The sequence below is a fragment of the Streptomyces sp. NPDC058864 genome, assembly GCF_042742985.1.
GTDB lineage: Bacteria > Actinomycetota > Actinomycetes > Streptomycetales > Streptomycetaceae > Actinacidiphila.
In genome coordinates, this window is sequence record NZ_JBHYMQ010000008.1 from 186,956 (window position 1) to 199,986 (window position 13,031).

General features: G+C 74.7%; 11 protein-coding genes. 7 read left to right on the forward strand and 4 right to left on the reverse strand.

What is annotated here, in order from left to right; genetic code table 11:
• Positions 1–118: 118 nt before the first annotated feature.
• The 3 genes from ACFW3D_RS09615 to ACFW3D_RS09625 all read left to right on the forward strand — a co-directional run bounded on the left by ACFW3D_RS09615 (position 119) and on the right by ACFW3D_RS09625 (position 3,548).
• Entirely contained in the window at positions 119–1,339 is a 1,221-nt protein-coding gene (locus tag ACFW3D_RS09615; RefSeq protein WP_500503210.1) for an APC family permease, read from the forward strand.
• A gap of 157 nt (positions 1,340–1,496) precedes the next feature.
• Positions 1,497–3,017 carry a vWA domain-containing protein gene (locus tag ACFW3D_RS09620; RefSeq protein WP_500503212.1) on the forward strand — a complete coding sequence of 507 codons (1,521 nt, stop codon included), beginning with the start codon at positions 1,497–1,499 and terminating at the stop codon, positions 3,015–3,017.
• An 18-nt stretch (positions 3,018–3,035) separates the two neighbouring features.
• Complete coding sequence (locus ACFW3D_RS09625) at positions 3,036–3,548, forward strand: pyridoxamine 5'-phosphate oxidase family protein (protein WP_500503214.1); 513 nt, start codon at positions 3,036–3,038, stop codon at positions 3,546–3,548.
• A 669-nt stretch (positions 3,549–4,217) separates the two neighbouring features.
• Here ACFW3D_RS09625 and ACFW3D_RS09630 read toward each other — a convergent pair.
• A complete protein-coding gene (locus ACFW3D_RS09630; RefSeq protein WP_500503216.1) occupies positions 4,218–5,399 on the reverse strand; it encodes a DUF2786 domain-containing protein in 1,182 nt (393 codons plus the stop codon).
• Between the two features lie 81 nt (positions 5,400–5,480).
• Between ACFW3D_RS09630 and ACFW3D_RS09635 the strand changes: the two genes are divergently transcribed.
• Positions 5,481–6,287 carry an alpha/beta fold hydrolase gene (locus tag ACFW3D_RS09635; RefSeq protein WP_500503218.1) on the forward strand — a complete coding sequence of 269 codons (807 nt, stop codon included), beginning with the start codon at positions 5,481–5,483 and terminating at the stop codon, positions 6,285–6,287.
• On the opposite strand, the gene ACFW3D_RS09640 is transcribed toward ACFW3D_RS09635, so the two are convergent.
• Positions 6,280–7,029 (reverse strand): hypothetical protein, encoded by a 750-nt coding sequence (locus tag ACFW3D_RS09640; protein WP_500503220.1) that lies wholly within the window; start codon positions 7,027–7,029, stop codon positions 6,280–6,282. The two genes, ACFW3D_RS09635 and ACFW3D_RS09640, sit on opposite strands and share 8 nt — an antisense overlap.
• 112 nt (positions 7,030–7,141) lie before the next feature.
• Here ACFW3D_RS09640 and mptB point away from each other — a divergent pair, with 112 nt between their 5' ends.
• The 3 genes from mptB to ACFW3D_RS09655 are packed head-to-tail and all read left to right on the forward strand — an operon-like array spanning position 7,142 to position 10,891.
• Positions 7,142–8,455 (forward strand): polyprenol phosphomannose-dependent alpha 1,6 mannosyltransferase MptB, encoded by a 1,314-nt coding sequence (gene mptB, locus ACFW3D_RS09645; protein ID WP_500503245.1) that lies wholly within the window; start codon positions 7,142–7,144, stop codon positions 8,453–8,455.
• Between the two features lie 8 nt (positions 8,456–8,463).
• On the forward strand, positions 8,464–9,612 hold the full coding sequence (locus tag ACFW3D_RS09650) for a glycosyltransferase family 87 protein (RefSeq protein ID WP_500503222.1): 1,149 nt from the start codon (positions 8,464–8,466) through the stop codon (positions 9,610–9,612).
• 46 nt (positions 9,613–9,658) lie between these two features.
• Positions 9,659–10,891 carry a S8 family peptidase gene (locus tag ACFW3D_RS09655; RefSeq protein WP_500503224.1) on the forward strand — a complete coding sequence of 411 codons (1,233 nt, stop codon included), beginning with the start codon at positions 9,659–9,661 and terminating at the stop codon, positions 10,889–10,891.
• 43 nt (positions 10,892–10,934) lie between these two features.
• Here the strand turns inward: ACFW3D_RS09655 and ACFW3D_RS09660 are convergent, their stop codons facing one another.
• Positions 10,935–11,369 carry a GNAT family N-acetyltransferase gene (locus tag ACFW3D_RS09660; protein ID WP_500503226.1) on the reverse strand — a complete coding sequence of 145 codons (435 nt, stop codon included), beginning with the start codon at positions 11,367–11,369 and terminating at the stop codon, positions 10,935–10,937.
• A gap of 238 nt (positions 11,370–11,607) precedes the next feature.
• Positions 11,608–12,744, reverse strand: coding sequence for a selina-4(15),7(11)-diene synthase (locus ACFW3D_RS09665; RefSeq protein ID WP_500503228.1), 1,137 nt, complete (start codon positions 12,742–12,744; stop codon positions 11,608–11,610).
• Positions 12,745–13,031: the final 287 nt, after the last annotated feature.

The following is a 13,031-nucleotide window of genomic DNA, read 5'->3' on the forward strand; positions in this document are numbered from 1 at the left end:
CGTCGTCACTTCGTGGTTCCGTGGCTGTTCCGCCGTTGTTCCATCGCCGTTCCCCGGCGGCCACGATCGCAGCTTGCTGACGCAGTGTCTAGCAGTGGGACGGTATAGCTTTGCGCCCGTGACCGGTGGAAACGCGATACTGCAGCGACGGCTCGGCGTCTTCGACGCCACCGTCGTCGGACTCGGCTCGATGATCGGCGCCGGGGTCTTCGCCGCGTTCGCCCCGGCCGCCCGCGCCGCCGGGTCCGGGCTGCTCCTCGGCCTCGCGGCGGCGGCCGTCGTCGCCTACTGCAACGCCATGTCCTCGGCCCGGCTCGCAGCGCTGTACCCGGCCTCGGGCGGGACCTACGTCTACGGACGGGAACGGCTCGGGCCGTTCTGGGGCCACCTGGCCGGCTGGTCCTTCGTCGTCGGCAAGACCGCCTCCTGCGGGGCGATGGCCCTGACGATCGGCGCGTACGTCTGGCCGGAGCAGCAGCGTGCGGTCGGCGTCGCCGCGGTCGTGGCGCTCACCGCCGTCAACTACGCCGGGGTGCAGAAGGCGGCCTGGCTCACCCGGGGCATCGTCGCGGCCGTCCTCGCGGTGCTCGCGGCCTTCACGGTCACCGCGTTCACCGGCGGCGGCGCCGACGCCGCCCGGCTGGACATCGGGGCCGACGCGACCGTCGGCGGCGTCCTGCAGGCGGCCGGCCTGCTGTTCTTCGCCTTCGCCGGATACGCCAGGATCGCCACGCTCGGCGAGGAGGTCAGGGACCCGGCGCGCACCATCCCCCGCGCGATCCCGCTCGCCCTCGGCATCACACTGGTCGTCTACGCCGCCGTCGCGGTCGCCCTGCTCGCGGTGCTGGGCCCGCAGGGCCTCGCCCGCTCGGCGGCGCCCCTGGCCGACGCCGCGGGCGGACTCGCGCCGCTGATGCGGGTCGGCGCGGCGGTCGCCGCCGTCGGCTCCCTGCTCGCGCTGATCCTCGGGGTCTCCCGCACCACCCTGGCCATGGCCCGCGACGGCCACCTGCCCCGGACCCTGGCCGCGGTGCACCCCCGGACGGGGGTGCCGCACCACGCCGAACTCGCGGTCGGCGCCGTGGTCGCCGTGCTCGCCGCCACCGCCGACCTGCGCGGGGCGATCGGCTTCTCGTCCTTCGGCGTGCTCGCCTACTACGCCGTCGCCAACGCCTCCGCCTGGACCCTGGGCCCCGGCGCCCGGCGCGCCGTGCCCGCCCTCGGCCTGGCCGGCTGCCTCGTCCTGGCCTTCGCCCTGCCCTGGACCTCCGTCGCCGCGGGCGCGGCCGTCCTGGCCGCCGGCGCGGCCCTGTACGCCGTGCGCGCCCGCGGCGCCTGACGCGACGGCCCCGCCGCGCCCTCCGAGTCGCCCCGGGCGAAGGGGCGTTGCCCGACTGAGATCCATCCGCAACGGCCCCGATGCCACCCGCACGCGGGCTCCTGCGTCACAGTCGCAGAAGGCGCAGGGGGCGCCCCGGGGGAGGCAGGTGACGGTGATGCGGCGGATCACGGCGGCGGTACTGGCGACGGTGGTCGCCGGAGCGGTGCTGACGGGTTGCGGTGCGAACGCGGACCGGGGGCGAGCAGACCGCGCGCAGCGGCCCGGGCCCGTACAGGGCGCGGACGACGCCCCCGAGTGGAACGGCGGCGAGACAGACGGGGACCGGGACCGGGCGCCCGACGCGTCGCGGCTGTCGACCTTCGCACTGGACGTCGACACCGCCTCGTACGGCTACGCCAAGCGGCGGCTCGACCAGGGCTCGCTGCCCTCCCCCTCGAACGTGCGCTACGAGGAGTTCGTCAACAGCTTCCGCCAGGACTACCCCGCGCCCAGGGGCGACGGCTTCTCCGTCACCGTCGACGGTGCCCGCGTCGGCGACGAGGAGGGCTGGTCCCTCATGCGCGTCGGCCTCGCCACCCGTCCCGCGGACGACGCGAACAGGCCGCCGGCCGTGCTCACCTTCGTCGTGGACGTCTCCGGCTCCATGGGCGACCCCGGCCGCCTCGACCTCGTCCAGAAGGCGCTGCGCGCCGCGGTCGGTGAGCTGCGGGACGACGACTCCCTCGCCGTCGTGACCTTCAGCGACCGCGCACGGGTCGCCCTGCCGGCCACCCGGCTCGGCGCCGAGGGCGCCCGGAAGCACGCCCTGTCCGTCGTCGACCGCCTCGCGCCCGAGGACTCCACCAACCTGGAGGCGGGGCTGCGCACCGGCTACGACGTGGCGCTGGAGAGCGCCCGGCGCGGTGCCACCAACCGGGTCGTGCTGCTCTCCGACGCCCTTGCCAACACCGGGGAGACCGACCCCGACGCACTCCTCGAGCGGATCGACCGGGCCCGCTCACAGCACGGCGTCGCGCTCTTCGGGGTCGGCGTCGGCAGCGAGTACGGCGACGACCTGATGGAGCGGCTGGTCGACAAGGGCGACGGCCACACCTCGTACGTCTCGACCCCGGCCGAGGCCCGCGCCCTGTTCGTGGACCAGCTGCCCGTCAACATCGGCCTGCGCGCCCGCGACGCCAAGGCCCAGGTCTCCTTCGACCCGCGCACCGTCGAGCGCTACCGCCTGATCGGCTTCGAGGACCGTGCCGTCGCCGACGAGGACTTCCGCGACGACCGGGTCGACGGCGGCGAGGTCGGCCCCGGCCACACCGTCACCGCGCTCTACGCCGTCCGCCTGAAGGCGGGCGCCCGGGGCCACGTCGCGACGGCGACCGTGCGCTGGCTCGACCCGCACGACCGCTCCCCGCACGAGGCCACCGGCGCCGTCGAGGCGGACCGGCTCGCCGGCCGGCTGTGGGACTCCGGCACCTCCCCGAGGCTCCGGGTGGACGCGGTCGCCGCGTACTTCGCCGACGCGCTGCGCACCTACGACACCGGCGAGGAGCAGCTGCCCGGCGCCCCCGGACTCGCCGTGCTCGGCGACCGCGCGCACGCGCTGGCCGCGACCACCGAGGACCCGGCGGTGCGCGACCTGGCGGAAGCAGTCGACAGCGCGTACGCGCTGCGCGCGGGCTGATGGAGTATCAGTGGAGCCATGGCAGACGAGAAGGAACCCGAGCCCGCGCTCGACGCCCGCTACAGCAGCGCCGGCGCGGCCCCCACGACCTGGCACGACGCCCGCGGACACCTGGCCGGCGCCGAGATCTACTGGCTGACCACCGTCCGCCCGGACGGCCGCCCGCACGTCACCCCGCTGATCGGGGTCTGGCTCGACGACGCCCTGCACTTCTGCACCGGCGCCGACGAGCGCAAGGCCAGGAACATCGACCGCAATCCCCGGGTCGTCCTCACCACCGGCAACAACACGCTCGGCGACGGCCTGGACGTCGTGCTCGAGGGCAAGGCGGCCCGCGTGCGCAGCGACAACCAGCTGCGCCGGATCGCGGAGGCGTACGAGGAGAAGTACGGCTCCGAATGGCACTTCGACGTACGCGACCAGGTCTTCGTCGGCGACGGCCACGAGGCCCTGGTCTACGAGGTCGAACCGGCCACCGCCTTCGCCTACGCCCGCGGCACCACCTACAGCCAGACCCGCTGGCTGTTCTAGGTGACCCGGGCCGGTGGGTGGGGCCGGTGACCCGGGCCGGTGGGTGGGTGCGGGTTCGTCTCGCGCCCTGCGGGCGCAAAGCGGCTGGCTGCGGACGGGGAGGTGGGCGGCCGCGGCCCGTCGGCGGTGTGCGGGTGGGTGCGTGGCCGGGGTTCGGGCGCCGGAGCGGGGCCGGTTGTTCGTCTGCTTCCGGTCTCGTTGCCGTCCGCGGGTGCAGATGGCCGGTGACCACGCCCACCCTTCGTGGGAGGCGCGCCCGCCGTGACCGGCGACCGCGGCTGATTCGGGGTGCTGTCGAGCGGTCCGCGGGAGATCGGGCTCGCTTTCGCCGGCATGTTCGGCGGAACATAGCCCGATCTCGAAAGCCCACCCACCGAGCCCCAGGCCGGCCGGGGAACCACCCGCAGACGCCGCTCACGGCGGGCGCGCCCGCCACCGGACACAGGCGCGGAAGGGGCCATCTGCACCCGCGGACGGCAACGAGACCCCAGGCCAACGCAAAGGCACCCCGCTCCGGCGCCCGAACCCCGGCCACGCACCCACCCGCACACCACCGGCCAGGGCCGCCCCACCCTCCCCCTCCGCAGCCCGCATCCTTGCGCCCGAAGGGCGCGAGACGGCGCGACAGCCGAACAAGCCCACCAGAGCCCCACTCCGGGAGCGCGTCCGTCACGCCTCGGGACGCTCGATCCGGTCGCGGCGGGCCGGGCCGTGGAAGGCCGCGCGGTCGGCGGCGGCGGTGCCGCGGGCCCAGCCTTCGTGGTCGCGGCCTTTGAGGCGCTGGGTGCGGGTGTCGGGGAACATCGCGTCGGCGGCGCGGCCGACGGCGACCTCGCGGGCGGCCAGCGCGGGAAGCACCTCCGTGGCCCCGGTGGCCTCCGCGGCCTCCTCCGTCGCGTCGCGGGAGGCGGCGGCCAGGCGCTCGCCGATCCGGCCCGCGTAGGCGATGAGGAAGGACTCGCGGAAGTCCCGTGACAGGTCGCCGCCCTTGCCGCCCTTGCGGCGCGGGCGGCGCACGACCGGTCCCGGTTCGCCGCCGCCGCGCATGGCCGCCTCGGCCTGCACCAGGAGGGAGGTGTACAGCACCTCCACGGCCTCCAGGTCGGCCTCCCAGCCCACGACCGTCGAGAAGCCGAACTCCGCCGACCACACGGCGCGGCAGCGGTTGGCCGCCGCGACCGCGTCCAGCAGCAGCGCCTTCGGCGCCTCGTACGGGCGCTCCACACCGATCCGCCGAGAGCCCGGGCCACCGCCCGCAGCGGTGCCCGCGACCAGCGCCTCGTCCACGCTGTGCCGTGCCATCAGGTGCTGGGCCTTCGCGCTCAGCGCCTCCGCCTCCTCCGGGAAGGCCGTGGACTCGGCCTTCGCCAGCAGCGCCCTGATCCGCCGCAGCATCGGATGCCCCGTCCCGCCAGGCGCGGCCCCCGCGGGCGCGGCCGGCGGGGTGATCCCGGGCAGCCGCCCCAGCAGGCGGACGAGCTCCAGCACAGCCGTCGCCACCGTGAAGCGGTCCAGCCGCTCGGCCGCCCCGTACGCCGTGAGCAGGCCCGCCGGGTCACCGCTCCCGCCCCCGTCCCCACCCGCGGTCAGGCGCCCGGCGAGCCGTACGTGCTCGGGGCGCAGCTCACGGCGCACCATCCGCAGCAGGTCCGCGTCCTCCCAGCCGCGCGTCCGGCAGCCCCGCAGCAGCCCGCCCACGGCGGTCACCACCGCCCGGCCGACCTCGTCCCAGCCGGCCTCCGCGGCCGCCATGGCCGACGCCCCGGCGTCCAGCGCCGTCTCCACGTCCCCCTCCGGCGCGCCCAGGGCACCGGCGAACGCCGTCTCGACCACCGTCATCGCATCTCGCACGCGGTTCAGGATCGCACCGACACGCCACGTACGGAGCACGGTGCCCACCCGCCCGCGCGGACCGGGCCAGGGTGTGGAGCCGTGAGCACCGACAACGGACGCGCGGGCTGGGACATCCGCACGACCGGACCGCACGACGCCGTACGCAGGGCCCTGCTGCTGCCGGGCGCCCTGTGCACGGCCGAGTTCTACGCCGACGTCATGGCCGAACCCGCGCCCGCGGACGCCGGACTCGGTCTGGTGGCCGTCACCCTGCCCGGCCACGGCCGCAGCCCCGCCCCCGAGGACCTGTCGATCGGGAACTACGCCCGCCTGATGGGCCGGCTCGCCGCCGACACCGGCTGCGACCTCGTCGTCGGGCACAGCCTGGGCGCCAACATCGCCATCGAGATGGCCGCCCTCGGCGAGTTCTCCGGGCCTCTCGTGCTGCTCTCCCCCGTCTTCTCCCGCACGGACGAGGCCAGGGAGCTCGCCCTGCTCGACCGGCTCGCCCACGTACCGGTGCTGGGCACGGCGGCCTGGGCGGTGGCGCTGAAGACCCTGCCCCGCGGCGTCCGCGACAGCCTTCCGCCCGCGCGCCGGGACACCCTCGCCTCCATCATGGGCGACAACGACCCGGCCTTCTGCCGCGCGGCGCTCCGGCAGTACTTCGCCCATCTCGACGAGCACGGCTCCCTCGTCACCCGGCTGTGCGCGAGCGGTGTCCGCGCGGTCGTCGTGCGCGGCAGCGCGGACGGCATCGGCCTCACCGACGGGGAACGGCACGACCTGGACACCTGCCCGACGCTGACCCTGGTCACGGTGGACCGCGCCGGGCACGGCGTCCTCTTCGAACAGCCCGGACGGGTCGCCGAGATCATCGTGGCCGCCGCCGGCGGGATCAGCTGACCGCCCCGCCCCGCTCCACCAGGACCGGCCACAGCCGGGCCGCCAACGCCGGGTCGGCGCGGGCCACTTCACGCCCGAGAGCGGTGGCGGCCGCGGCGAGCGCGCGACGCAGTTCGGCGGGCTCGGGGGCGCGCACCAGCGTCGCGCGCAGCGGCCCGGTGACCTCGTCCGGCAGCAGGTGGGCGCCCTTGGCATAGGCCGCCGGGTGCCCGAGGCGCAGGCAGGCGAGGGCGATGACCTGGGTGCGCACCGCGCCGATCCAGTGCTCGGCCTGCCACAGCCGGCCCCGCTCGATGCTCGCCGCCGCGTGCAGGACGTGGTGCCAGCCCAGGCCCGCCGGTGTCCCCGGGTCGGCCGGCGCCGTCTCCGGCACCGGGCCCGCCGCGCCGAACACCGTCCGCCACTGCGGCCCGCGCGGCCCGAACTCCGTCTGCGGTGTGAACGCCAGGTCCACCTCCAGCGCCCCCGGCAGCAGGAACACCCGGTACACGGCCGCCCCCGCCGGCAGGTCCCAGTGGTGCAGCGCCCCGAACCCGTCCCCGTACAGCCACGCCGTCCAGCGGACCAGCGCGGTGCCCACCTCGCCGCGCACCCCGAGCACCAGGTCGACGTCGGACCACCGGTCGCCGCCGTCCGGCAGTGCGAGCGAACCGGTGAGCGCGGCCCCCGTCACGTCCGCGTCGTCCGCGGCGAGACCGAGCAGCCGGGCCTGGACGCGGGCGCGTTCGCCGGGTGTGAACATGCCCTCACCGTAACGAACCGGGCGCCGTGCGTCCGGGCCGGTCATCCGCCGGTCGCCCGCCGGTCGTCCGGCGGACATCCGGTGATGGGAGCGTGCGGACGTGACTCGCACGATGGCTCTCGGACTGGCCGGCACCACCGCGCTGGCGGTCGGCGGCAGGGCCGCGGGCGCGCTTCCGGTACGGGACGGGATCGCGCTGCCGCACGGGGAGGCGGCGGCCGGACTGCTGGTGGCGTACTTCGGCCTCGGCCTGCTCGTCGCGGCCTGGTGGCAGCTCGGCCGACTGGTGCGCGGGCCCCGGCCGCCGTCGATACGCGCCCTGCTGACGACCTTCGTCGTGTGGGCGGCGCCCCTGCTGCCGGCGCCGCCGCTGTTCAGCAGGGACGTCTACAGCTACCTGGCGCAGGGCGCCATGGTGAACGCGGGCATCGACGCCTACACGCACGGGCCGAGCGTGCTCGGGGGCACGGCCGCCGCCGAGGTGCCGGCGATCTGGCGGAACAGCCCCGCGCCCTACGGCCCCGCCTTCCTGGCTCTGGCGCGCTACGGGGCACACGCGGGCGTCGCCGGGATGCGGGCGCTGGCCCTGCTGGGCGTGGCCCTGCTGGCGACCCTGCTGCCGCGGCTCGCACGGCGCTGCGGCGCGGACCCGGCCGCCGCCGTGTGGCTGGGGGCGCTCAACCCCCTGGTGCTGCTGCACCTGGTCGCGGGGGCACACAACGACGCCGTCATGCTCGGCCTGCTCGGCGCCGGCCTGGGCGCGGCACTCGCCCGCCGTCCGGTGCCGGCCGCCGCACTGGTGACCCTGGCCGCCCTGGTCAAGGCGCCCGCCGCCCTCGGACTGCTGGTCGTGGCCAGCCTCTGGGCGGAACAACTGGAGGGCCGCTGGCGCCTGGCGCGCGCCGGGGCGGCCACGGCGGCGGTCGCCGGCGCGGCCACCGTGGCCGTCACCGCCGTCACCGGCGTCGGCTACGGCTGGATCGGCGCGCTCACCACACCCGCCTCCGCCTCCAACTGGTCCCTGGTCAACGTCCTGGGGAGGTTCATCGGCACCCCGGACGTCTGGCGGCTGCTCGGCATGGCAGCCGCCGCACTCGTCATCGCGGCCGCGTGGCTGTTCCGCGAGCGGCTCGGGCCGGTGTACGCCCTCGGCATCAGCCTGCTCGCGGTGGCCCTGCTGGGCCCGGCGATCCGCCCCTGGTACCTGCTGTGGGGGCTGGTACCGCTCGCCGTGGCGGCCCCCGACGGCCGGGTGCGGCGGCTCGCCGCGCTCGCCAGCGCGGCGCTGGCCCTCGCGGTGCTGCCCAGCGGGTTCGCCGCGACGCCCCGTCAGATCGCCCTGGCCGCCACGGGCGCGGCCCTCGCGCTGCTGCCGCTCGCCGCCGTGCGACTGGTCCGGCTCGTCCGTCCCGCGCCCGCCTCATGAGGCGGATCGTGACGGCGGCCGCCGCCGTGGCCGCGACCGCGCTGTTCCTGGCGACCGTGCCGCTGCACCGGCACTGGTTCGACCTCGGCGTGTACTGGGGCACCGTCAACGCCTGGGTGGACGACGGCGTCGGCGTCTACGACTACCTCAGCCCCGGCACCACGTACGGCTTCACGTACCCGCCGTTCGCCGCGCTGTGCATGCTGCCGCTGACCCTGGTGAGCTGGCCCGCGGCCGTCGTCATCGCGGCCACGGTCAACATCTGCGCGGCGGGTGCCGTGCTGTGGTGGACGGTGTGGCCGATCGTGCGCCGCGAGGGCTGGACCCCCTGGTACGCGATGGTGCTGGCCGGTTGCCTGATGGCCCTGCTGGAGCCGGTCCACGACACCTTCACCTTCGGGCAGGTCAACCTGGTCCTGCTCACCCTCGTGCTGGCCGACACCGAACTGCTGCGCCGCGGCAGCCGCTGGGCGGGCTGCGCGATCGGCCTCGCCGCCGCCGTGAAGCTGACGCCCGCGCTGTTCATCGGGTGGCTGCTGCTCGCCGGGCACCGGCGCACCGGCCTCACCGCGGCCGCCACCGCGAGCGCTGCGACCCTGCTCACGGCCGTTGTCGCCCCCGGCGCGTCCAGGGACTTCTGGACCCGGGCGATATGGGACACCGACCGGGTCGGATCGCTGTCGTACGCCTCGAACCAGTCGCTGCGCGGCACCTTCGCCCGGCTCGACGCCCCCACCTGGTTGTGGGCCCTGGCCGTCGTCGCGGTGCTGGCGGTGTGGGCGTACAAGGTGCGCAGGACCGACATCACCGCGGGCGCCGCCCTCACAGGAGTGACGGCCTGTCTGATCAGCCCGGTGACCTGGGTGCACCACCTGGTATGGCTGATCCCGGCGCTGTCCGCGCTGGCCGCGCGGGCGCTGCGGGAGCGGACCCGCGGCCCGGTGGTCGCGGCGGTCGGCAGCTACGTCCTGCTCTGCAGCAGCGTCGTATGGCTGTGGCGGGGCGAGCCCGGCACCGGCGGTGTGGGCACCCTCGTGGGCGGCAGCGCCTACGTGTGGATCGGCCTGGGGCTCCTCGTCGCGCACCGGCCCGGATGGCGTACCAGTGCGCGCCCGCGTCCGATCCTGGCTGACAGGGTGGGGGAGAGGGCCGGCTGACGGCCCGTCGGCCGTGCTGTCCGCCGAGCCCCGAGGAGATCGACGCATGCGTGTGTCCCTGCGCCGCGCGTTCGCCGCAGTGCTGATGACCGCCGTCCCCGCTCTGGCCGCCCTCCCCGCGCCGTCCCCCGCGCAGGCGCACACCCCCGTCGCCCTGGCGCCCCTGCTCGGCGTCGGAGCGCCGAACTCCATCCCCGGCCGCTACATCGTCACCCTGGCCCCGGGCAGCGACCCCTCCTCCGTCGCGAGCGCGGCCGGGATCACCCCGGCGCACGTCTACGACAGCGTGATGCGAGGCTTCGCCGCCCCGCTCACCGGACGCCAACTGGCGCGGGTACGGGCGCTGCCCTCGGTGCGCGGCGTCGAGCAGGACACCACCGTCATCCTGCCCGCGGAGGACCGGGTCCCGGTGGCGACCGGCCGCCGGATGCCGGGCACCCCGCCCCCGCCCGGCGGCACCGGCCGCTTCTGGGGCCTGGAGCGGGTCAACAACCGTGCCCCGGCCACACACGGCTTCACCGTACGGGCGACCGGCGCCAAGGTCACCGCGTACATCATCGACAGCGGGATCGACTTCACCCACCCGGAGTTCGGCGGCCGCGCCAGGCCCGGCATCGACGAGATGGAGGACGACGACCGGGACGCCGCGGACTGCGCCGGTCACGGCACGCACGTCGCCGGCACCGTCGGCGGCGAGCACACCGGGATCGCCCGGGGGGTCTCGCTGGTCTCCGTGCGCGTGCTGGACTGCGAGGCGCGCGGCCCGAACTCCGGCATCATCGCCGGGATCAACTGGGTCGCCCGGAACGCGGTGCGGCCCGCGGTGGCCAACATCTCGCTGGGCGGGCTCTACTCCCCCACGATGAACGAGAGCCTGGACGCACTGGCCCGCTCCGGGGTCTTCCCGGTCGTCGCCGCCGGCAACGACGACGTCAGCTCCTGCGCCATCTCGCCGGCGAGCGCCACGGAGGCCTTCACCGTCGCCGCGATCGACCGGGCCGACCACCGTGCGCCGTTCAGCAACTTCGGCAGCTGCGTCAACCTGAACGCGCCCGGTGTCGACATCGCCTCCGCCTTCCCCGGCGGGCTCTACGCGGTCATGAGCGGAACCTCGATGGCAGCGCCCCACGTCACCGGCATCGCCGCGCTCTACAAGGACACCTACGGGGACGCCGGATTCGAGTCGCTGAAGAAGTGGCTCCTGGACCACGCCACCCCGACCACGGCCGCCGAACCGTGGGGCACCCCCCGGCTGGTGGCCTTCACCGGCGACCTCTGAGCGGCCACGGGGGCGCGCGCCGTCCGCGCCGCCCCCGCGCCCGTCAGGTGAGCTCGCGCGCGAAGTGCAGCGCCGTGATCGCCATGCGGCGTGCGTGGAAGAACCGGTGCGCCCCGTGGTTGGCGACGCCCGCGTCCAGTTCGAGCCGCTCGCAGCCCGCCGCCCGGGCCCGGGTCTCCACCTCCGCCAGCAGCCGCGTGCCCACCCCGGCTCCGCGCGCGTCCAGCGCCGTGACCATGTCGTCGACGAGCAGCGTCCGCCCCCTGCTGGTGGTCAGCACGCGGTGCGTGGCCACCGCCAGGTAGCGCTGCCGTTCGTCCAGCGCCGCCGTGAAGACCACACCCTGATCGTGCGCCTCCGCAGCGAACGCCGCGAACCCGTCGGCGGTCAGCGCCGGCCTCAACGCCCTGATCAACGGTCCGACTTCAGCGGTCATGGCCGGTTCACCGGGCTTCACGTCCACGAACGTCAGTTCCATGGCGTGATCCTAGGAGGCGCCGGCGCCCGCCGCTCTCCGGTACGGATCAACTCGACCCGGCGTTCAGCACGTGTCCGGGGCCGGGGGATGTGCGTCCTCGCGATCAGCGAGACGGCGCACTTCCTCCCGGCCCCGGACACGGACCCTGGACCTCGACGGGCTCACCGGCCCCGACCGCCATCGGCATCCGGTCGGGGTGCGGCACCGCCGCGGTGAACTCCTCCTCTTTCGCGGAAAACTACGCCGTGCGCTGGACGATCGGGTGTATGAAGGAGTCGACCGTTGCCGCCTGGGTGAACTCGTGTGGCGAACGGGACGGGTGCCTGTCGGGAAGCAGGTCCCACCACCACGCGATCGCCGGGATGTCCAGCGGATCCAGGCTGTCGTCGCTGGGGGTGTCGCAGAAGGTCGAGGGGAGGTTCGCAGGATCGTCGGGTGTGGTGTAGCGGACCGAGCTGACGCCCCAGTCCTGGGCCCCGCGTATGAAGTGGCCGAGGCTGTCGAGGAACTGGCGCAGTTGAGGGCTGCCGAAGATCCGCAGATGTTCCGTGACGCGGAGGAAGAGGTTCATCACGCGGTCGCGCTGTGCGATGGCGAGGGTGAGCGCCTTGTCCTGCGAGAGCCCCCGCTCCTCGGCGAGCACCCGCACCGCGTTCAGGTAGAAGCCACCGGCCCGCTTCTCCTTGTGGTGAGAGAAGATGTCGTTGTCCCAGCAGATGATGAAGTACGCCATCTCGGCCGTGGCGCGTACGGCGGTGAGGTCCCTCTCCAGCGGCTGGAGTTCGTAGCCGTGCCCCATCTCCAGCAGCGGCATCATCACGGACGTGGCGCCGTCGTAGATGCGCATGAGCGTGTAGTCGTTGAGGTCCGGTACGGCGCCGCGACTCCTGAAGGACGACTCCCACACGACGGAGGAGAAGTACTCGCGCAGGGCGTCGACCCAGCGGGCGACCTGGCCGGGTGTGCCGTGGACGTCCATCCGGTAGCGGAGGTCCCGCAGTCCCTGTGCCAGCGGGTCTTCCGCCAGCATGGTGACTTCGGGGTTCTGGGCGATGCGCAGCAAGCGCGAGAGCGCACCCATGAGGTCGCCCGGCCGGGTCCCGATGTCGCCTTCCTCGCAGTAGCCGTCGTCGACACCGAAGAGCCAGATGATGAAGTCCGCGGTGATGGAGATGACTTCCTCGCGGCCGTCGGGGAGGATCCGCGCCGCGAAGGTCCCGATGTCGTGCTGCACGAGGTGGCTGCGGAGCGCGTCGGAGCCTATGGAGAAGTGGTCGGCCCATTCGGCGGTCCGCGCGTCGATGGCGGCGTGGCTGGGATGGATGGCCGGACTGAGCGGAGAGTAGATCGGTGGAACTATCAGGTCGGGCCCCACTGACGGTCACCTCTCAGTTGTCAACCCTATGACCACCAGCAGTTGCGCCTGGCACATGCCCAAGCGGAACTCGAGTGGATCATTTACAGCGACCATTACTCCGGCATATGGCCATGCAGTCAAGTGACCAAATCTCGCCATGTGAACGCGAGTTGGCCCGCGCGGCGCTTGCGCCGGGTGTGCGCCGGGTGCGCCGTCGGCGCACGCGCGCGCCACGACCTGGCGCGAAGGGCTCTCCCGATACACAGAGGCGCACGGCGGGCGCACGGGCGCATCCGCCCGTGCCG